The sequence below is a fragment of the Pseudomonas sp. B21-054 genome (genome assembly GCF_026016345.1).
Classification (GTDB): domain Bacteria; phylum Pseudomonadota; class Gammaproteobacteria; order Pseudomonadales; family Pseudomonadaceae; genus Aquipseudomonas.
Genome location: NZ_CP087204.1, coordinates 1,555,362 through 1,575,543, shown reverse-complemented (window position 1 = coordinate 1,575,543; position 20,182 = coordinate 1,555,362). Strand labels below are relative to the sequence as shown.

At 61.1% G+C, this 20,182-nt stretch carries 19 protein-coding genes; 4 read left to right on the top strand and 15 right to left on the bottom strand.

The genetic code is table 11. The annotated features are described in order from the left end of the window. Positions 1–150: 150 nt before the first annotated feature. From LOY70_RS06980 to pcaR, 8 genes are all read right to left on the bottom strand, one after another. Complete coding sequence (locus LOY70_RS06980; protein ID WP_123342366.1) at positions 151–1,449, bottom strand: MFS family transporter; 1,299 nt, start codon at positions 1,447–1,449, stop codon at positions 151–153. A gap of 177 nt (positions 1,450–1,626) precedes the next feature. Continuing rightward, the gene (gene pcaG, locus LOY70_RS06975) at positions 1,627–2,193 is read right to left on the bottom strand and encodes a protocatechuate 3,4-dioxygenase subunit alpha (protein WP_265034934.1); all 567 of its coding nucleotides are present in this window, start codon (positions 2,191–2,193) and stop codon (positions 1,627–1,629) included. A 1-nt stretch (position 2,194) separates the two neighbouring features. Beyond that, complete coding sequence (pcaH, locus tag LOY70_RS06970; protein ID WP_265034931.1) at positions 2,195–2,899, bottom strand: protocatechuate 3,4-dioxygenase subunit beta; 705 nt, start codon at positions 2,897–2,899, stop codon at positions 2,195–2,197. A gap of 37 nt (positions 2,900–2,936) precedes the next feature. After that, complete coding sequence (gene pcaF / locus LOY70_RS06965) at positions 2,937–4,142, bottom strand: 3-oxoadipyl-CoA thiolase (RefSeq protein WP_265037985.1); 1,206 nt, start codon at positions 4,140–4,142, stop codon at positions 2,937–2,939. Next, positions 4,139–4,921, bottom strand: coding sequence for a CoA-transferase subunit beta (locus tag LOY70_RS06960; protein ID WP_265037983.1), 783 nt, complete (start codon positions 4,919–4,921; stop codon positions 4,139–4,141). Before LOY70_RS06960 ends, pcaF begins: the two co-directional genes overlap by 4 nt. Beyond that, positions 4,918–5,775 carry a CoA transferase subunit A gene (locus tag LOY70_RS06955; protein WP_025212291.1) on the bottom strand — a complete coding sequence of 286 codons (858 nt, stop codon included), beginning with the start codon at positions 5,773–5,775 and terminating at the stop codon, positions 4,918–4,920. Before LOY70_RS06955 ends, LOY70_RS06960 begins: the two co-directional genes overlap by 4 nt. Positions 5,776–6,058: 283 nt before the next feature. Next, positions 6,059–7,405 carry an MFS transporter gene (locus LOY70_RS06950; RefSeq protein WP_265034927.1) on the bottom strand — a complete coding sequence of 449 codons (1,347 nt, stop codon included), beginning with the start codon at positions 7,403–7,405 and terminating at the stop codon, positions 6,059–6,061. Positions 7,406–7,553: 148 nt separating this feature from the next. After that, positions 7,554–8,396, bottom strand: coding sequence for a pca regulon transcriptional regulator PcaR (gene pcaR, locus LOY70_RS06945; RefSeq protein WP_003184507.1), 843 nt, complete (start codon positions 8,394–8,396; stop codon positions 7,554–7,556). 591 nt (positions 8,397–8,987) lie between these two features. Here pcaR and LOY70_RS06940 point away from each other — a divergent pair. Together LOY70_RS06940 and LOY70_RS06935 are read left to right on the top strand one after the other, a co-directional pair. Further along, entirely contained in the window at positions 8,988–9,188 is a 201-nt protein-coding gene (locus LOY70_RS06940; RefSeq protein ID WP_003184509.1) for a hypothetical protein, read from the top strand. A 364-nt stretch (positions 9,189–9,552) separates the two neighbouring features. Next, entirely contained in the window at positions 9,553–11,028 is a 1,476-nt protein-coding gene (locus LOY70_RS06935) for an inorganic phosphate transporter (protein WP_265034919.1), read from the top strand. A 257-nt stretch (positions 11,029–11,285) separates the two neighbouring features. On the opposite strand, the gene ccoM is transcribed toward LOY70_RS06935, so the two are convergent. The 3 genes from ccoM to LOY70_RS06925 form a co-directional block, all read right to left on the bottom strand. Continuing rightward, positions 11,286–11,402: a cytochrome c oxidase subunit CcoM gene (gene ccoM / locus LOY70_RS29980; protein ID WP_025212288.1), complete on the bottom strand. Its 117-nt coding sequence runs from the start codon at positions 11,400–11,402 to the stop codon at positions 11,286–11,288. A 145-nt stretch (positions 11,403–11,547) separates the two neighbouring features. After that, complete coding sequence (locus LOY70_RS06930; protein ID WP_003184513.1) at positions 11,548–11,709, bottom strand: hypothetical protein; 162 nt, start codon at positions 11,707–11,709, stop codon at positions 11,548–11,550. Positions 11,710–11,802: 93 nt separating this feature from the next. Next, entirely contained in the window at positions 11,803–12,144 is a 342-nt protein-coding gene (locus tag LOY70_RS06925; RefSeq protein ID WP_025212287.1) for a hypothetical protein, read from the bottom strand. 249 nt (positions 12,145–12,393) lie between these two features. Between LOY70_RS06925 and rapA the strand changes: the two genes are divergently transcribed. Further along, positions 12,394–15,240: an RNA polymerase-associated protein RapA gene (gene rapA, locus LOY70_RS06920; RefSeq protein WP_265034913.1), complete on the top strand. Its 2,847-nt coding sequence runs from the start codon at positions 12,394–12,396 to the stop codon at positions 15,238–15,240. A 104-nt stretch (positions 15,241–15,344) separates the two neighbouring features. On the opposite strand, the gene LOY70_RS06915 is transcribed toward rapA, so the two are convergent. The 4 genes from LOY70_RS06915 to LOY70_RS06900 form a co-directional block, all read right to left on the bottom strand. Next, positions 15,345–16,187 (bottom strand): cache domain-containing protein, encoded by an 843-nt coding sequence (locus tag LOY70_RS06915; protein ID WP_265034911.1) that lies wholly within the window; start codon positions 16,185–16,187, stop codon positions 15,345–15,347. Between the two features lie 233 nt (positions 16,188–16,420). After that, entirely contained in the window at positions 16,421–17,296 is an 876-nt protein-coding gene (locus tag LOY70_RS06910; RefSeq protein WP_123417210.1) for an ATPase, read from the bottom strand. A gap of 128 nt (positions 17,297–17,424) precedes the next feature. Then, the gene (locus tag LOY70_RS06905; protein WP_265034908.1) at positions 17,425–18,417 is read right to left on the bottom strand and encodes an NAD-dependent epimerase/dehydratase family protein; all 993 of its coding nucleotides are present in this window, start codon (positions 18,415–18,417) and stop codon (positions 17,425–17,427) included. A 57-nt stretch (positions 18,418–18,474) separates the two neighbouring features. Further along, positions 18,475–19,368: a LysR family transcriptional regulator ArgP gene (locus LOY70_RS06900; protein ID WP_123417212.1), complete on the bottom strand. Its 894-nt coding sequence runs from the start codon at positions 19,366–19,368 to the stop codon at positions 18,475–18,477. Positions 19,369–19,464: 96 nt separating this feature from the next. On the opposite strand from LOY70_RS06900, the gene LOY70_RS06895 reads away from it, so the two are divergent. Beyond that, positions 19,465–20,067: a LysE/ArgO family amino acid transporter gene (locus LOY70_RS06895; RefSeq protein ID WP_123417213.1), complete on the top strand. Its 603-nt coding sequence runs from the start codon at positions 19,465–19,467 to the stop codon at positions 20,065–20,067. The last annotated feature ends 115 nt before the right edge of the window (positions 20,068–20,182 follow it).

Below are 20,182 nucleotides of genomic sequence, written 5' to 3'. Positions count from 1 at the left end.
CGCAGCAGCCCCTAAGCAGCAACACAATCTGTCTGACAGACCCAGTTGCTGGTATTTAGGGCCGCTTCGCGCCCCAGCGGGGATAAATCCCCTCGCCACAACAATCTCTGGCCACAGTGACTCAAACAAACCTCAAATGATCAGGTGGGTTCAAAGGTCGTGGTGCAAATACGCCGGTTGCTTGGGCAGGCGCAGGCTGAACAGGAACGCCACCACCATCATGACCGTGACATACCAATAAAAGGCGTTTTCCATGCCTTGGGCTTTCAGGCTCAAGGCAACGTATTCGGCCGAACCGCCAAAAATCGCATTCGCCACCGCATAGGCCAACCCTACTCCCAGCGCTCGCACTTCAGGTGGAAACATCTCGGCTTTAACCAGGCCACTGATGGAGGTGTAGAAACTGACGATTGCCAGCGCCAGCGTAATCAGGACGAACGCCAGGAACGGGCTGCTGATGCTTTTCAGGGTCAGCAAAATCGGCACGGTGCACAACGCGCCCAAGGCACCGAACCAGAGCATGGAGTTACGTCGGCCGATCTTGTCCGCCAGCATGCCGAACAACGGCTGCATGCACATGTACAGGAACAACGCGCCAGTCATGATGTAGCTGGCGGTCTTGGCGTGCAGGCCGGCGGTATTCACCAGGTATTTCTGCATGTACGTGGTGAAGGTGTAGAAAATCAACGAACCGCCGGCGGTGTAGCCCAACACGGTGATGAACGCCGCCTTGTGGTCGCGAAACAGCGCCGCGATGCTGCCAGCGTCTTTGTTTTCGCGCATTTCCTTGCTGCTGGTTTCCTTCAGGGAGCGTCGCAGGAACAGGGAAATCAACGCGGCCACGGCACCAACCACGAACGGGATCCGCCAGCCGTAGGCGCGCAGTTCGTCTTCATTGAGAAACTGTTGCAGGATCACCACCAGCGACACCGCCAACAGTTGCCCGCCGATCAGCGTCACGTACTGGAACGAGGCAAAAAATCCGCGCTGGCCCTTGAGGGCGACTTCGCTCATGTAGGTGGCGGTGGTGCCGTACTCGCCGCCCACCGACAAGCCTTGCAGCAGGCGCGCGAACAGCAGCAGCACCGGCGCCCAGACACCAATGTCCTTGTAGGTGGGCAAGCAAGCGATGAGCAACGAGCCGAAACACATCATCAGCACCGAGATCATCATCGAATTCTTGCGCCCGTGACGGTCCGCCACCCGGCCGAAAATCCAGCCACCGATGGGTCGCATCAAGAACCCGGCGGCGAATACACCGGCCGTGTTGACCAGTTGCACCGTGGGGTTGTCGGACGGGAAGAACGCCGGCGCAAAATAAATCGCGCAGAACGCATAGACGTAGAAGTCGAACCATTCGACCAGGTTGCCGGATGAGGCACCGACGATGGCGAAGATGCGCTTGCTGCGTTCTTCGCCGGTGTAGTGGCTGATGATTGGGGTGGCCATGGATTATTCACTCGTTGGGAATGGACAAAGTCTAGACACACTTCGTAACAGACCCGTTCCACAAACAGTCTTTCAAGCAGTAGCGCCTGTAGCGCCGTCATCGCGAGCAAGCTCGCTCCCACAAGGACGATGATCATTCCCACGCGGAGCGTGGGAACAATCATCGCCTATCAACATTCAGTAATCGAAGAACACCGTCTCGGCATCCGTCCCCTGCAGGATCACGTTCCACTGGTACACGCCCGACGCATCAGGCTTGGCCACGATTGTGCCGCGACGTTCTTCGGGCACGCAGGCCAGCAGCGGGTCGGTTTCGTTGGCTTGTTCGCCGTCGAAATAGATCCGCGTCAGCAAATGCTTGACCAGCCCGCGAGCGAATACCAACACCACCAGGTGCGGTGCCTGGGTCGTGCCACCCAATCCCGGCACGCTGCCCGGCTTGATGGTAGTGAAACGAAAACGCCCTTCGGCATCCACCGGCACCCGGCCGAAGCCTTCGAAATGCGGGTCCAGGGGTTTGTCCTGGTCGTCTTCAGGATGGGCATATTTACCGGCGGCGTTGGCCTGCCAGACCTCCAGCATCGCGTCGTTGACGAACTGGCCGTTGCCATCGATCACCTGCCCGGTGATCGCCACGCGCTGGCCGAGTGTCTGGGCGACGGTCAGGTCTTCGCGGTTCAGCCAGGTCAGGCCGATGTGGTAGTACGGGCCAACGGTGTGGGACGTGGTGGCGGTGAGCGTCATCTTATTTCTCCATCGGCGTGGCATCGCGGCCGCGCAAGACGATGTCCCAGCGATAACCGAGGGCATAGTTGGGGATGGTTTTTTCCAGGTCGAAACTGGCAATCAGGCGTTCCTTGGCACTCGTGTCCGGTACGCAGTTGTAGATCGGATCGTAGGCCAGCAGCGGATCGCCAGGGAAATACATCTGCGTCACCAGGCGCGTCAGGATGCTCGGCCCGAACAGTGAGAAATGGATATGCGCCGGGCGCCAGGCGTTGGGGTGGTTGCCCCAAGGGTAGGCGCCAGGCTTGATGGTCTGGAACTGATACCAGCCGTCAGCGTCGGTGATGGTGCGACCGGTGCCCGTGAAGTTCGGGTCCAGCGGCGCGTCATGGTTATCGCGATCATGGTTGTAGCGACCGGCAGAGTTGGCCTGCCAGATTTCCACGAGGATGCCTGGCACAGGCTGGCCGTGTTCATCCAGCACGCGCCCATGAATGATGATTCGCTCCCCCAGTGGCTCGCCGGCATGCTGGGCGGTCAAGTCGTTGTCCTTCTCCTGCACGCGATCGGCGCCTACGGTTGGGCCGGTGATTTCCGACAGCGAGTGCGGCAGGAACACCAACGGCTTGGACGGCGAGCGCAGGTTGGTGGACTGGTACGGCGGGTGCAGATACTCCGGCTGGGTGCCCGCTTGGGGGCGACGATAACCAGGCTTGTCAGTCATGAAGCATTCCTCGGTTTCTTATTAGTAGAGCGACGCGTCAGACGCGTTCGATGGCCAATGCCAGACCCTGGCCGACGCCGACACACATGGTCGCCAGGCCTTTCTTACCGCCGGTCTTTTCCAGATGATGCAGCGCCGTCAGCACCAACCGCGCCCCGCTCATGCCCAGGGGATGGCCGAGGGCGATGGCGCCGCCGTTCGGGTTGACCTGCGGCGCATCGTCCGCCAGCCCCAACTCGCGCAGCACCGCCAAGCCCTGGCTGGCAAAGGCTTCATTGAGTTCGATCACGTCGAAATCGGCGACCGCCAGGCCCAGCCGTTCAGTGAGCTTGCGCACCGCCGGCACCGGGCCGATGCCCATCACCCGTGGCGCCACGCCGGCACTGGCCATGCCCAGCACTTTGCCACGCGGCGTCAGGCCATGTTTCTTCACCGCTTCGGCCGAGGCCAGGATCAGCGCCGCCGCGCCGTCGTTGACCCCCGACGCGTTGCCGGCGGTGACGGTCTTGTCCGGGCCGTTGACCGGCTTGAGTTTGCCCAGGGTTTCCAGCGTGGTGTCGGCGCGTGGGTGCTCGTCCTGCTCGACCACGGTTTCGCCTTTTTTATGGGCGATGCGCACCGGCACGATTTCTTCGGCGAAAAAACCTGCCGCCTGGGCCGCCGCCGTGCGCTGTTGGCTGCGCAAGGCGAAAGCGTCCTGGTCGGCGCGGGACACGGCGTAGTCGTCGGCCACGTTGTCCGCCGTCTGCGGCATCGCGTCCACACCGTACTGGGCTTTCATCAATGGGTTGATGAAGCGCCAGCCAATGGTGGTGTCTTCCAGTTTCATGTTGCGCGAGAACGCTGCGTCAGCCTTGCCCATCACGAAAGGTGCGCGGGACATCGATTCCACGCCGCCAGCGATGGCCAGTTCCATTTCGCCGCTGGCGATGGCGCGGAACGCCGTGCCGATGGCGTCCATGCCCGAGGCGCAGAGACGGTTGAGGGTCACGCCAGGAATGCTCTCCGGCAGGCCCGCCAACAGCAGCGCCATGCGCGCCACGTTGCGGTTGTCTTCGCCAGCCTGGTTGGCGCAGCCGAGGAACACCTCGTCCACCGCGCTCCAGTCCACCGATGGGTTGCGTTCCATCAGCGCCTTGATCGGCACAGCCGCCAGGTCATCGGCGCGCACGGCGGACAAACCGCCGCCAAACCGGCCGATGGGGGTTCGAATCGCATCACAGATGTACACGTCGCGCATCAGGCTTCTCCCGGTGCCTGGCCGTGGGCCGCCGCGGTGCGAGCTTCAAGGTCGCGCAGTGCGCGCAGCTCTACTTCGGTCGGTTCGGCGGTGGTCTGCACCTGATCGGCGAAGCGGATCGCCCAGCCAGTGGCAGCAATGACTTGCTCGCGGGTCACGCCGGGGTGCAGCGCGGTGACCACGAACTCATGGGTGTCGGCTTCCGGCTCCATGATGCACAGGTCAGTGATGATGCCCACGGGACCGGCGCCCGGCAGCCCCAGGCGCTTGCGCGAATCGCCACCCTCGCCGTGACCGAACGAGGTAATGAAATCCAGCTTGTCGACAAACGAACGCGCCGACTGCTTGAGAATGATCAGCACGCTCTTGGCCGAGCCAGCGATTTCCGGTGCGCCACCGGCACCCGGCAGACGGACTTTCGGCTGATGGTAGTCGCCCACCACCGTGGTGTTGATGTTGCCAAAACGGTCGACCTGGGCCGCGCCAAGGAAACCGACGTCGATACGCCCGCCTTGCAGCCAGTAGCGAAAAATCTCACCGGTCGGCACGACAGTATCGGCGGTTTCCGCCAGCTCACCGTCGCCGATGGACAGCGGCAGTACACTGGGCTTGGCACCGATCGGGCCGGATTCGTAGATCAGCACGACGTCCGGCGACGAGGTCAACCGTGCCAGGTTGGCGGCTTTCGACGGCAGGCCGATGCCCACGAAGCACACGGCGTTGTTCTTCAGCCGGCGGGCCGCGGCGACGGTCATCATTTCGTTGGTGGAGTACGTCATTATTTCGCCTCCGAAGCGGCTGCCAGTCGGGCCTGGAATTCACTGAAATCCCGGGTGCCGTGGATGTATTCGTTGATCCAGGCGGTAAAGGTCTCACGGTCCCGGGCGATGGGGTCCCACGCTTGGTAGAAACGGTTGTCACGCTCGGTGTAGCCGTGGGCGTAGGACGGATGAGCGCCGCCCGGGACGTGGCACACCGCACTCAGCGCCCAGGTCGGCAGCACGCAGGCGTTCATCGGCGCATTCAGGTCGTCGACGATTTCTTCCACGGTGACGATGCAGCGCTTGGCGGCCAGGGCGGCTTCTTTCTGCACACCAAGAATGCCCCACAGCAGCACGTTGCCCTTGCGGTCGGCCTTCTGGGCGTGAATCACCGTGATGTCCGGGCGCACCGAAGGCACTGCGGCAAGCACTTCACCAGTGAAAGGACAGGTCACGCTCTTGATCAGCGGGTTGACCTTGGGCAGGTCGGAGCCGGCGTAGGCCCGCAGCACCGCGAACGGTAGGCCGGAGGCCCCGGCGACGTAGGCGTTGGCCAGGTCGGCGTGGCTGTGTTCCTCGATCTCCAGCGGATGTGGCCATTGCTTCTCTACCGCGTCACGCAGGCGGTGCAGCGAGCCCACTCCCGGGTTACCGCCCCAGGAGAAAATCAACTTGCGAGCACAGCCGGCACCGATCAACTGGTCGTAGATCAGGTCAGGCGTCATCCGCACCAGCGTCAGATCTTTCTTGCCCTGGCGAATGATTTCATGACCCGCCGCCGTCGGAATCAGGTGAGTGAAGCCTTCGAGCGCGACGGTATCGCCGTCGTTGACGAATTGCTTCACCGCGTCGTGCAGCGAAAGGATTTCAGCCATGGGGCAGGCTCCCGTTTTCCAGTAGACCGACATGAAGAAAAAGGCGCGAGGTTAAGCGCCGGAGTGACTGAAGATTAAGCTGAGAGAAAACGCCAAACAATCCGATAATCGACTGAGTGTTCGTTTATCGAACAGATTGTTGTTTAGCTATCGATTCATCCAAATACACAGAGATCACTGTGGGAGCGGGCTTGCTCGCGAATACGGTTTGTCAGGCAGTACTACTTTGTCTGACTCACTGCATTCGCGAGCAAGCCCGCTCCCACAGGGGCATATCACTGGCTCAGGTCGCATCCGCATGGCTGACCATGCCCTTGATCACCACCGCCGTGGTCGCCAGGGCAGCCGGAATGACCAGGGCGGTCAGGACCTGTTCGAAGTTCCAGCCCAGGCCCAACAGGGTCGCGCCCATCCAGGCACCGAGGATCGCGCCGAAACGACCGATGCCCAGCATCCAGGACACACCCGTGGCCCGGCCTTGGGTGGGATAGAATCGCGCCGCCAGGGAAGGCATCGCCGATTGCGCACCGTTGACGCACATGCCGGCCACCAGCACCAGGGTGGCGAGCAAGGTGATGTTGCCCAGGCTCTGCCCTACCGCGTAGGCAAATATCCCGGCCATCAGATAGAAAAGGCCGATGACCTTGTGCGGATTGAAGCGGTCCATCGCCCACCCCACACCGACCGCGCTCAATACGCCACCGAATTGAAACAACGCACCGATAAACGCCGCCTGCTCCATGCTCGCGCCACTGTCGCGCATCAGCGTCGGCAGCCAACTGGTCAGCAGGTAGACGATCACCAGGCCCATGAAATAAGTCAGCCACAGCAGCAACGTGCCAGCGCTGTAGGTGCCAGAGAAAATCACCGCCAATACGTTTCGGGCTTTCACGGTTTTCTGTTCCGGCACGCTGAAGCTCGCGGCCTGGGCAATCGTATTGGGTTCGATCGGCGCCAGGGCCTTGCGTACTTTGTCGGTGCCGCGATTGCGCACCAGTAGATAACGCGCCGACTCCGGCAGCCAGAACAGCAATACCACCGCCAGGATCAACGGCAGGATCCCGCCGATCAGCAGCAGGCTGTGCCAGCCGTACGCGGGTATCAGCTTGGCGGAGATGAACCCACCGCCGGCCATGCCCAGGTTGAACCCGCAGAACATGCTGGTCACCAGCAGGGATTTCTTGCGTTCCGGGGTGTATTCCGACAGCAACGTGGTGGCGTTTGGCATCCCGGCGCCCAACCCCAGGCCGGTCAGGAAACGCAGCACCAGCAATTGATCGACGTTAGTGCTGTAGGCCGACGCCAGGCTGAATGCGCCGAACAACAGGACCGCGCCCACCAGTACGATTTTTCGCCCGAAGCGGTCAGCCAATGGGCCCGAACCCAGTGCGCCGAACACCATGCCGATCAACGCGGCACTCATCACCGGGCCGAGGCTGGCACGATCGATCCCCCAGTCCTGGGACAGGGCCGGGGCAATGAAGCCCATGGCCGCTGTATCGAGGCCGTCGAGGAAGACAATCAGGAAGCAGAGAATCACCACTCGCCATTGATAGCGCGAGATGGGTTGGGCATTGATGAAGGACTGCACGTCGAGGCAATTGCCTACAGAGATCTGGGGCTGGTTCATTTTATTTTTATTCCACGCAAGCAACGCAGGCGAACAGAGAGCGCCCTCCAACAGCCGAGCCAGGCCGGATGACGCTGCCGCGACATTAAAGAGGCGCAGCAAACACCGTCAATTCGCCAGAGGCGACTCTGTGCGTTTATCGAACAGCTTAAGTGAACAGTTGCGCACTCAGGTCGCGACTGGCCCCCAGCAGGCCTGGCAGGAAGCGCTGTTCCAGCTCATTGCGGCTGACTCGCCCGGCATGGGTGCTGACATTCAGCGCCGCCACCACTTGACCGGAAGCGTCGTACACCGGCACGGCAATCGAACGCAGGCCCTGCTCCAATTCCTGGTCGACAATGCACCAGCCCTGCTGCCGCACTTGTTGCAGGCACTCAAGCAACGCCTCAGGCGTGTGCAGGGTGCGGCTGGTCTTGGCCTGCAGGTCGGCGTGATCGAGGTAATCACGCAGCGAAGCGTCGTCCAGGGCCGCCAGGAGAATCCTGCCCATCGAGGTGCAATAGGCCGGCAGACGCCCGCCAACGGACAGGTCCACGGAAATCAGCCGCTGGGTGGTGGCCGACCGGGCGATGTAGAGAATGTCGTCACCTTCGAGCGTCGCCATGTTGCAGGCTTCGTGCAACTGTTCGCTCATGCGGTCCAGGTACGGCTGGGCGGAAACAGCCAGGGGCGTCGATGACAGATAGGCGTGACCGAGGGTCAACACTTTGGGCAACAGTGAATAGGTGCGTCCGTCAGTGGTGGCGTAGCCGAGCTTGATCAAGGTATGCAGGCAACGTCTGACAGCGGCGCGGGGGATTTCCGTGCGGTGGCTGATCTGGGCAATCGTCAGGTGCCGTTTGCGCTCCTGGAACGCCTGGACCACGGCCAGTCCCCGGGCCAGGGAGGTCATGAAGTCCGGGTCGCCGGTCAGCGCCTGGATCCGCTTGGCCGGCGAGGCGACGATCGGAGGCGCCACTGAAGTGAAGGCGTTGCGCAGCTGGTCGTTCATGTCTGGTCCTTCCCGGCGAATGACGGCTATTACAAGCGGCTGCCTGGCAGACAGACAAGGGCTGGACCGCCAAGACCGTTCGATTATCGAACCAGCGCCCGATAATCGCAATCAGCTTGCTCTGCGGGGCGATCCGCTTCGCCTGTCGAGCGGACTATAAGTTCGACGATCCCTGGTGGTTGGACTTGAACACAATGCCTGGGATATTGAACTTGCCACCTTCAATGGCGTCAGCCTTCCGACACTTGCCGGACGTCCTGAAACCTAATTGCCAAAAGTTGCACAAGCAAACAGGGGTTCACATAACAATGGATACTTTTAATTTTTCCCGATAGTGTTCTTCGAGTGGACCGCTATAATGCACTTCAGTGACGAAGCGGCCAATCGACCGTTTCCGTCCGCGGGCACTGCAGTTCATTGCGTGGTGCACGCAACAGGTGCCCGAAGCACCTTAAATGGCCGCTTCCCCTGTATTGGCAACAACACGAAGCCCTGATGCTACGTCAGCTGTCAGCTCTGGTGCCGTGGCCGTCTGCATGCCTACATGCAGTGCGTATCACCAGATTCAATTTCACTTTATTAGGTAGAACTGTGACGAAAGACGAACTGCGCGCGGAACTTGAGCGCCAGGAACAACGTTACAAGGAAGTTTACGGCGGGGAAGTCACCACCTACGCCGCGCAGCCTGAACCGGAACGCAAACCCTGGCGCAAGCGCGCCACCGTTCAGGACCAGGCCTTCACCCAGGAACTGCAAAAGATGGAAAAAGAACTCAAGGCCGAAGAGCAGTGACGCTCAAGACTTGATGTTCTTGTGGAGCGGTATCCGGCCAACACCCAGGCCGGACGCCGATGCTGGACGCCCGCCATGAGCGGGCCGCCCTCTCCTTCCGCCTGCGGTCGAGGTGTATTCGTGGCCGAGCTTTTTCAGATATTTCATACAACCACCTGAAGCACCTTTTGCGCCGGGATTGCTCTTGCCTTTCGTGCTTTCCAGCCCGAAATCAATGGGTTGCGTACCCTGTCGAAATCCCCGGCCCAGAGCGTTTCCTACAAATTATTTCGTTGAAGAATGTTACCGATGAGCAGCCGATGCATCGATTGCCAAGGTTTTCTGGCATAATCGCGCCCCCTTACGACCGGGTCAGAAAACCTTCATGATCGATTTATTCAGCGGACTGGATGCTTGGGTGCTTGTGAGCCTCTTGCTCGCCCTGGCTTTTGTCCTCGCCTTCGAGTTCATCAACGGCTTTCATGACACCGCTAACGCGGTTGCCACTGTTATCTACACCAAAGCCATGCCGCCTCATCTGGCGGTGTTCTTTTCCGGTGTGTTCAATTTCCTCGGCGTGCTGCTGGGCGGCGTGGGGGTGGCGTATGCCATCGTCCACCTGTTGCCCGTGGAGCTGCTGATCAATGTGAACACCGGACACGGGCTGGCCATGGTGTTTTCGCTGCTCGCAGCGGCCATCACCTGGAACCTGGGCACCTGGTACTTCGGTATCCCGGCCTCCAGTTCGCACACGCTGATCGGCTCGATCCTCGGTGTCGGCCTGGCCAACGCCTTGATCAACGATATTCCGCTGGCCGACGGGGTGAACTGGCAAAAGGCGATCGATATCGGCGCCTCCCTGGTGTTCTCGCCCATGGCCGGCTTCCTGATCGCCGCCCTGGTGTTGATTGGCCTGAAATGGTGGCGTCCACTGTCGAAGATGCACAAGACGCCGGAACAGCGCCGCAAGATCGACGACAAAAAGCACCCGCCATTCTGGAATCGCCTGGTGCTGGTGATCTCGGCCATGGCCGTCAGCTTCGTCCACGGCTCCAACGATGGCCAGAAAGGTATCGGCCTGATCATGCTGGTGCTGATCGGTATCGTGCCCGCGCAGTTCGTACTCGACCTGGGCAGCACCACCTACCAGATCGAGCGGACCCGTGACGCGACCCTGCACCTGAGCCAGTTCTACCAGCGCAACAACGAATCCCTGGGTGAGTACCTGGCGCTGGGCAAAAGCGTGAAAGGCGATCTGCCGGAAAAATTCCGTTGTAACCCGCAGCAGACAGAACCCACCATCGCTGCACTGCTCGACACCCTCAAAGGCGTGGCGGACTACCATTCGCTGCCGTCGGAGAGCCGCATCGAAGTGCGCCGCTACCTGCTCTGCCTGGATGACACGGCGAAGAAGGTCGGCAAGTTGCCAGGCCTGGCGGCCCGCGAGAAAGACGACCTGAACAAGCTGCGCAAGGACCTGACCGCCACCACCGAATACGCCCCGTTCTGGGTGATCCTGGCAGTCGCCCTGGCCCTCGGCCTGGGTACCATGGTCGGCTGGAAGCGTGTGGTGCTGACCATCGGCGAGAAGATCGGCAAGCAAGGCATGACCTATGCCCAGGGCATGTCGGCGCAGATCACCACGGCGTGCATGATCGGCGCGGCGAACATCTTCAGCCTGCCGGTTTCCACCACCCACGTGCTGTCCTCGGGCGTGGCCGGCACCATGGTCGCCAACAAGAGCGGCCTGCAAGGTGGCACCGTGCGCAACATCCTGCTGGCCTGGGTGTTGACCCTGCCGGCGACGGTGGGGCTGTCGGCCGGGTTGTTCTGGCTGGCGTCCAAGGCCCTGGGTAGCTGATTCCAGCGCCCCACAAAAAAAGGTGCGACCCTGGTGGTTCGCACCTTTTTTTATGCCCAAAACACCCAACCCTGTGGGAGCGAGCTTGCTCGCGATAGCGTCAGGTCAGCCAGTATCAATGGCGGCTGAAACACCGCTATCGCGAGCAAGCTCGCTCCCACAATGGTTTTGTGTGGAACTGGAGAAATTTGCCCCAAAAAAAAAGGGCGACCGAAGTCGCCCAAAATGCCTTGCGTGCTCGTTGTAACCAGAAAGACCTACGGCTTCTTGCGCTTATGTGCGTCTTTCCAGATGAATAATCCAAAGCCTGCGAAAAACACGAACATGAGGCCGACCGTCAACACCCCGGCAAACACCACATTATCGAAAAACATGACTGGCCTCCTGGTCTTGCCCCTGTTGCGATGGGTTCAAGTTAACCAATCAGGCCTGGATGAAAATTGACCGGGGTCAATAACGCCCGCAACGGGGCGCAAAGGTGGGGAAATAACTGATCTGCATCAATGGATCGAGGGGAGTTCAACGCTTCTTCGGTTTGTTTTTCGGCTTTTTCTTGGGTTTACCCAACGGCATGGCTTGTTCAAAAGCCTGGCGGACTTCATTGAGGCGTTTTTCGTTGAGGTCGTGAACGCGCTTGGCGCGCTCGGCGCTGAGGTCGATCAGTTTGTCGTCTTGGCTCATGGCGTGTCGGCATCGTGCAGTGAATTGCGGATGCGCCCATGATGCGGGCTGTTGGCGGCGTTGACCAGCCTGCGTACGTCGGCAAAGCCTGAATCAGATCTGGATATCGACCCACAGGCCCTGGCGCGACTCTTCTTCCATCAGCGGCACTACCGGCACAGTGTTATCGGCATTGAGTTCGGTACCCGGTACCGCCAGGTGTTCCTCGGGGTCCTCGTCGGCTTCGTGGCGGCGCTTGTCGCGTTCCTGCTGGCGGCGCTGTTCCTCGCGCAGCAACAGCGCGGCCTCTTCCGGATCGCGCTTTTGCAGGTCGATGGTGCTTTCGTTGGAGCTTTGCTGCACCGGGACCACGGGCGGTATGTCCGGTCGCTGGCGGACCGGGTCCGTTTGAGCGTTGATCGGTACGACGCTCAAGGGAAGTATGGGTGGCAACATAAAGGTCTCCTGTCTTCAGGTTGTCGGCTGAGGGGATGGCAGCTTGAACCGCCGGTCTGAAACTTGTGACCCAGTTGGCATTGCAGCAACACTCGGGGCCGAGCTTGTTTGATCGCCGAACACGCTTAAGTTCCGTACCGTCGAGTGATGAATCAGCCCCCACGGCAGCGTAATGCTTACGTAATTCCTTTGGTCTGAGGGATCATTCCGTTAAGATAACCGGCTTTTTCAAGGCGGGAGTCAGGCAGCATGGCGCAGCAGTATCAACCGGGGCAACGCTGGATCAGTGACAGCGAAGCCGAGCTGGGTTTAGGCACCGTTCTGGCACAGGACGGCCGCTTGTTGACCGTGCTCTATCCGGCCACTGGCGACACTCGCCAGTACGCGCTACGGAATGCGCCCCTCACCCGTGTACGGTTTTCGCCAGGCGATGTGATCACTCACTTCGAAGGCTGGAAAATGACCGTGCGCGAAGTGGATGATGTCGACGGACTGCTGGTCTACCACGGCCTCAACGGGCAGAACGAAGTCGTCACCCTGCCAGAAACCCAGCTGTCGAACTTTATCCAGTTCCGCCTGGCCAGCGACCGTCTGTTCGCCGGCCAGATCGACCCGCTGGCCTGGTTTTCCCTGCGCTACCACACCCTGGAACACACCAGTCGCCAGTTGCAGTCTTCGCTGTGGGGCCTGGGTGGCGTACGTGCCCAGCCAATCGCCCACCAGTTGCATATCGCCCGCGAAGTGGCCGACCGCATTGCGCCGCGGGTGTTGCTGGCAGACGAAGTCGGCCTGGGCAAGACCATCGAAGCCGGCCTGGTGATCCATCGCCAACTGCTTTCCGGCCGCGCCAACCGCGTACTGATCCTGGTGCCGGAAAACCTTCAGCACCAGTGGCTGGTGGAAATGCGTCGGCGTTTCAACCTGCAGGTCGCACTGTTCGATGAAGAACGTTTCATCGAAAGCGATGCCAGCAACCCGTTTGAAGACACCCAATTGGCCCTGGTGGCGCTGGAGTGGCTGGTAGACGACGAGAAGGCCCAGGATGCGCTGTTCGCCGCCGGCTGGGACTTGATGGTGGTCGATGAAGCCCACCACCTGGTATGGCACGAAGATCAGGTCAGCCCGCAATATGCGCTGGTCGAACAGCTTGCCGAGACGATCCCGGGCGTGCTGCTGCTGACCGCGACCCCGGAACAACTGGGCCAGGACAGCCACTTCGCCCGTCTGCGCCTGCTGGACCCGAACCGCTTCCACGACCTCAAGGCCTTCCGCGCCGAGAGCGAAAACTATCGCCCGGTGGCCGAAGCCGTGCAGGAGCTGCTGGACAAAGGCCGCCTCTCGCCCGAAGCCCACCAGACCATCCACGGCTTTTTGGGGAACGAAGGCGAAGCCTTGCTGACCGCCGTCAATGATGGCGATGTCGAAGCCAGCGCCCGCCTGGTCCGCGAACTGCTGGACCGCCATGGCACCGGCCGCGTGCTGTTTCGCAATACCCGCGCCGCCGTGCAGGGCTTCCCGGAGCGCAAGCTGCACGCCTACCCGCTACCATGCCCGGACGAATACCTCGAACTGCCTCTGGGCGATCACGCCGAGCTGTACCCGGAAGTCAGCTTCCAGGCCCAGCCGGACGCCAGTGAAGAAGAACGCTGGTGGCGTTTCGATCCGCGGGTCGAGTGGCTGATCGACACCCTGAAGATGCTCAAGCGCACCAAGGTGCTGGTGATCTGTGCCCACGCCGAAACCGCCATGGACCTGGAAGACGCCCTGCGCGTGCGTTCCGGGATCCCGGCCACGGTGTTCCACGAAGGCATGAACATCCTGGAGCGTGACCGCGCGGCGGCCTATTTCGCCGACGAAGAGTTCGGCGCCCAAGTGCTGATCTGCTCGGAAATCGGCAGTGAGGGTCGCAACTTCCAGTTCGCCCACCACTTGGTGCTGTTCGACCTGCCGGCGCACCCGGACCTGCTGGAGCAGCGCATCGGTCGTCTGGACCGGATCGGCCAGAAGCACATCATCGAGCTGCATGTGCCTTACCTGGAAACCAGCCCGCAAGCGCGCCTGTTCCAGTGGTATCACGAAGCCTTGAATGCCTTCCTCAACACGTGCCCGACCGGCAACGCCTTGCAGCATCAGTTTGGCCCACGCCTGCTGCCGCTGCTGGAAGAAGCCGATGACGGCCAGTGGCAAGCATTGATCGACGAAGCCCGGACCGAACGCGAACGCCTGGAGGCCGAGCTGCACACCGGTCGCGACCGTCTGCTGGAACTCAATTCCGGCGGTGCGGGTGAAGGTGATGCGCTGGTGGAGGCTATTCTCGAGCAAGACGACCAATTCGCCCTGCCGATCTACATGGAAACCCTGTTCGACGCCTTCGGCATCGACAGCGAGGACCATTCGGAAAACGCGCTGATCCTCAAGCCGAGCGAAAAAATGCTCGACGCCAGCTTCCCGCTGGGCGACGACGAAGGCGTGACCATTACCTACGACCGCAACCAGGCGCTGTCTCGCGAAGACATGCAATTCATCACCTGGGAGCACCCGATGGTGCAGGGTGGCATGGACCTGGTGCTGTCCGGCTCCATGGGCAACACCGCCGTGGCGTTGATCAAGAACAAGGCCCTCAAGCCCGGCACCGTGTTGCTGGAACTGCTCTATGTCAGTGAAGTGGTTGCCCCACGTTCACTGCAACTGGGCCGTTACCTGCCGCCAGCCGCCCTGCGCTGCCTGCTGGACGCCAACGGCAACGACCTGGCCGCCCGGGTCTCGTTCGAAACCTTGAACGACCAACTCGAAAGCGTGCCCCGTGCCAGCGCCAACAAGTTCATCCAGGCCCAGCGTGACCAACTGACGCCACGGATCAACGCCGGCGAAGAGAAGATCGCCCCGCGCCACGCCGAACGCGTGGCCGAGGCCCAGCGGCGCCTGGCCGCCGATACCGACGAGGAACTGGCACGCCTGACTGCCCTGCAGGCCGTCAACCCGACCGTGCGCGACAGTGAACTGGTGGCCCTGCGCCAACAGCGCGAACAAGGCCTGGCGATGCTTGAGAAGGCGGCGTTGCGCCTGGAGGCGATTCGGGTGTTGGTGGCGGGCTGATTGCCACAGCTACTCAACAAGAGGCCCGCAGCGATGCGGGCCTTTTTTATGCAAACCTGCCAAACACAGAACTGTTTGGACTGGGAACACGGTCAGCTGTGACCTCAAGGACTGTAATACCCCACCGCCACCAGGAAATGCCCGACCTTCTTCAGGTAGGCGTGCTTATCCTCGACCTTGCCGGTCACCGGATTCTTCCAGCGGTACTCGTACTCCCCCTCGTCCTGTTTCCCGATCAAGGTCAGGATCGGCTCGCCCACCGGTTTGCCATCCGGGTCCTTGACCTTGGCGAAGTCGGTATTGAGCAGCCGCAGGTTGGTGCCGTGGCCGACATAGCGCCGGGTATTGAGGTCGACGACAAAGACATACAGATCATCCTGCAGGTAACCGCCCTTGAGGGAGTTAACCGCCGTCAGCGTGGCCTTCTCGTTCTTCAATAAATCGCTCGAGGCCTTGCCCAGCAGCGCCTTGGCCTGCTCGGCGGAAGCCCGTGGCAGGTAGTAGCCGACGGCCAGGATTCGTTCGCCGACCCGCTGGAAATACACATGCTTGCGCTCGACCTTGCCGTCGGCCCAGTTCTGCCAGCGATACTCGGCCTGCTGGATGCCACTGGCTTCCGGGGTTTTCAGGGCGTCCTTGAAGGCTTTGCGCAAGTCCGGTCCCAGAACCTCGGAAACGTCTCGCCCGATCAGCGCCGAAGAAGGACCGCCGCTGGCGAGCATGACGCCCTGGGTATCGACCACGAACACGTAGCGGTCCTGGTCGACGAACTCTCCCTGGCGACTGAAGGCGGCAAACGCTTTGTCGCCGTTGTCGTGGTAATAGGCCAGGGCCTTTTCCAGCAGGGCTCGGGCTGCCTGGCCATCGTCGGGTGTCGCAGCGTGAACCGGTGCCAACCCCAGCATCAGCATTGCCCCGAGCCAGGCCACCTTATGAAAAAAAACCATACGCACGCCCCTCGTTCTTGTTGGTGTTTCAAGAGCGTAGACGGCGTGGGGTGATGTGGAAGTATTCAGGGGATTGCTAGGGCGCCTGTGGGCATTGACTGACAGGACGTCATCGCGAGCAAGCTCGCTCCCACACTGGAGGGTGCTGGCCCTGTGGGAGCGAGCTTGCTCGCGATAGCGGCGGCACATTCAGAATGATGCGCACTGACGTTCCACTCTCGCGAACAAACGACTTATTGAGCCCGAGCGCCGAGTTGCTGTTGCAGGTGCTGGATCTGCGCTTGCAAAGTATTGATGTTGCGGGTGACCTGGCCACGGAATGCATCGAACTCGGCGGTGCTACCGCCCTTATCCTGCTGGCTCTTGAGCACGATCATGTCCTGCTCCAGGCGCTCGATGGCTGAGTTGGAGGTGGCTCTTTTCAGGGCAGTGATGTCGGCACCGATGCTCTTGAGCTGGGCATCCAGGGCTCCGCCCTCACCCTGGTTTTTCAGGGCGGAAACTTCAGCCGCCAGTGCCTTGACCTGGGCTTGGAGCTCCTTGTTGGAAGCTTGCAACTGAGTGTTGGTGTTCTGCTGTTCAGTGGTCTGGGCAATGATCTGGGCCAGTTCCTTGTCCAGGTCGGCGGACGGGCCGAACACGCCTTGCAGTTGTCTGTACTGATCCTGCAACTTGCCTTCAAATTGCCGGTTCTGCTCCTGCAACTTGTTGTCCAACTGTTTGATCTGCAGCTTCAAGGCTTCACTGTCGCTCATCACATTGGATTGGCCGGCGACGACCTTGCCGGAAAACTCCTGCAAGCGGCCCGCCGCATCCTCGCTGATCCGGGCGAAGCTTTCCTGGGTGGCCACCAGTTGCTGTTCCATCAGCGAAATCTGCTGGAAGCTCCACCAGGCCAGGAAGCCCAACGCACACAACAGCGCGCCGACCAATGCCCACAGCGGCCCGGTGCTAGGGCCCTTGACCTTGTCCGCGACAACGGGCGCCGGGCGTGCTTGCACATGGGGCTGGCGGTTGGGCAGAAAGTCATCGTCATCGGGAATATCGGCCCGCATCCGCAGGCTCGGGATATCGTCGAAGTCATCGTTGGCATCGTTACGCATGGGCATGGGTTCAACCTTTGGGAAACCGGTGATGGCTAGATGCGGCGAGTATAACCCCCTCGCCCGCCGCACCGATTGACCCCGAACCTGGCACTCGGTTCATGACGGACCGATCAGCGGGCGTCCGGAGGCCTTCATACAGGCCCCTGGGACTTCCACCAGGCGCAGAATTCATCAAGAGCCGTCCACAGGCTGACCTGTGGATCGTAATCGAGATAATGCCGGGCGCGACTGATGTCCAAGGTAAAATTCTTGTTCATGACCTGCATGCCCAGGCGCGACAGCGTCGGTTCAGGGCGGCCCGGCCACACCTTGCAAAAACCTTCATTCAGGGCGGCGACACTATAAGCCAATCCGTAGGAACGATAACGCCGGACCTGTGGGACTTCCATCTGTCGCATCACATAATTCACCACATCCCACAGCGGGACCGGTGCCCCGTTGCTGATGTTGTAGGCCTTGCCCAAGGCAGAATCAGTGGCCAGCAGACTGCTGAACAGCGCTTCGTTGAGGTTCTGCACGCTGGTGAAATCCACCTTGTTCAAGCCGTTGCCAACGATGGCCAGTCGACCCTTGCGCTGCATTTTCAACAGGCGCGGAAAAATGCTCATATCGCCCGCGCCGGTCACGAAGCGTGGCCGCAGGGCCAGCACCTCAAGGCCAAACTCCTGGGCGCCAAAGACTTTCTGTTCGGCCAGGTACTTGGTGGCGGCGTAGGGGTGTTTGAAGCGCTTGGGCACCTGTTCTTCAGTCAGCCCGAGGTGATCGTGACCGTCGAAGTAAATGGACGGCGAGGACAAATGAACCAGGCGTCGGACCTTCTGCTTGAGGCAAGCCTCGACCACATTTTCCGTGACCTGGACATTGCCCTGGTGAAAGTCCTGGTAACGGCCCCAGAGCCCCACCGAACCGGCGCAATGCACCACGGCCTCGACATCCAGGCACAAATCGCGGGCCAGCAGCGGATCGCTCAAATCCCCCGGAATGAACTGCGCACCGCGACGCACAAGATGTTCCACGCTCTCGGCCCGGCGACCGGTGACCCGCACATCCAGGCCCTGCTCCAGGGCGAAGCGCGCAAAGCGCCCGCCAATGAAGCCGCTTGCGCCGGTGACCAGAATTTTCATGAATACTCCTAGAAATCAGATTCGAACTACAAGCCTCAAGCTTCCAGCCAGGGGCTTTTAACTGACCGCTTGCAGCGTGCTGCTTGCCGCTGCGATCAATCGCTCGGTCAATAAGCCGAGCAACTGTCCACCATTGCGCCAATGATGCCAGTACAGCGGTACATCGATCGGTTTATCTGCCAACAATTCCACCAACACACCTCGTTCCAGCTGCTCACGCACTTGCAGCTCCGGCACGAGCCCCCAGCCCAGCCCCACTTCAGCAAGACGAATAAAACCTTCGGACGAGGGGCACAAATGATGCTCGAAACCGCCCTCCACGCCCACGGACGCGAGGTAGCGGTGCTGCAAGAAATCATCCGGGCCAAACACCAGCGCCGGGGTACGGGCTAATTGGTCAGCGCGCACCCCGTCAGGGAAGTGCCGGGCAATGAACGCTGGACTGGCCAGCGCCCGGTACCGCATGGCCCCCAGCAATACGCTGCGGGCGCCGGCCACAGGGCGTTCGCTGGCGCAGACGCAGGCCGCCACTTCACCGGCACGCATGCGCTTGAGGCCGACGGTCTGGTCTTCCACCACCAGGTCGAGCAACAAATGGTGCTCGGCGCAGAAATCGCCCACGGCGGCCGCCCACCAGGTCGCCAGGCTGTCGGCATTCAGGGCGATGCGCAGACGCTCGGGCAGGCCCTCTTCGTCCAGTGCTGGCACCAGGCTTTGCAGGTCACGCTCGAGCAGCCGCACCTGTTGCACATGATTGAGCAAGCGGCGGCCGATCTCGGTCGGTGCAGGCGGCGTGGCGCGCACCAGCACAGGCTGGCCGATCCGCGCTTCCAACAGTTTGATCCGCTGCGAAATGGCCGATTGCGACAGCCCCAACACCTGGGCCGCCCGTTCGAAACCGGCTTGCTCGACAACCGCCGCCAGGGCGGAAAGCAATTTATAATCGAACATCAGTTTTCCTAATGAGCAATCAGCAGGATTGGTTTTTCTTATACAGCGTCAAACCGGAGAATGGCCAGCATTCAAGCATCGACGGGAGTAAACACTATGTGGCAAAGCTATGTGAACGGACTGCTGGTGGCCCTCGGGCTGATCATGGCCATTGGCGCGCAGAACGCGTTTGTACTGGCTCAAAGCTTGCGCCGCGAGCATCACTTACCGGTGGCCGCGCTGTGCGTCACCTTTGATGCGCTGCTGGTGGCCGCCGGCGTGTTCGGGTTGGCGACGCTGTTGGCCCAGAGCCCGTTGTTGCTGGCGATCGCTCGCTGGGGTGGCGCGGCGTTCTTGCTCTGGTATGGCAGCCTGGCGTTGCGTCGGGCCTGTTCGAAGCAAAGCCTGCAGCAGGACGGGAAACAGGTCGTGCGTTCCCTACGGGCAGTGCTGCTCAGCGCCCTGGCGGTGACGCTCCTCAATCCCCACGTGTACCTCGACACCGTGCTGCTGATCGGCTCCCTCGGCGCCCAGCAAAGCGTGCCCGGGGCCTATGTCGTGGGCGCGGCCAGTGCCTCGCTGCTGTGGTTCTTCACCCTGGCCCTGGGCGCCGCATGGCTGGCCCCGTGGCTGGCCCGGCCGAGTACCTGGCGGATACTGGATGTGCTGGTGGCAATGATGATGTTCACCGTGGCGGCGCAGTTGATCGTCTCGGGTTGATTATTCCAAACCGCTCTGGAACCTCTATTCCACACAGTTGTTGCGTGGTTATGCCGCACCCCCGGTGCTATGATCCGACTCCTGCGCCGCAAAGAGTACAAACTCCCCGGCGCTA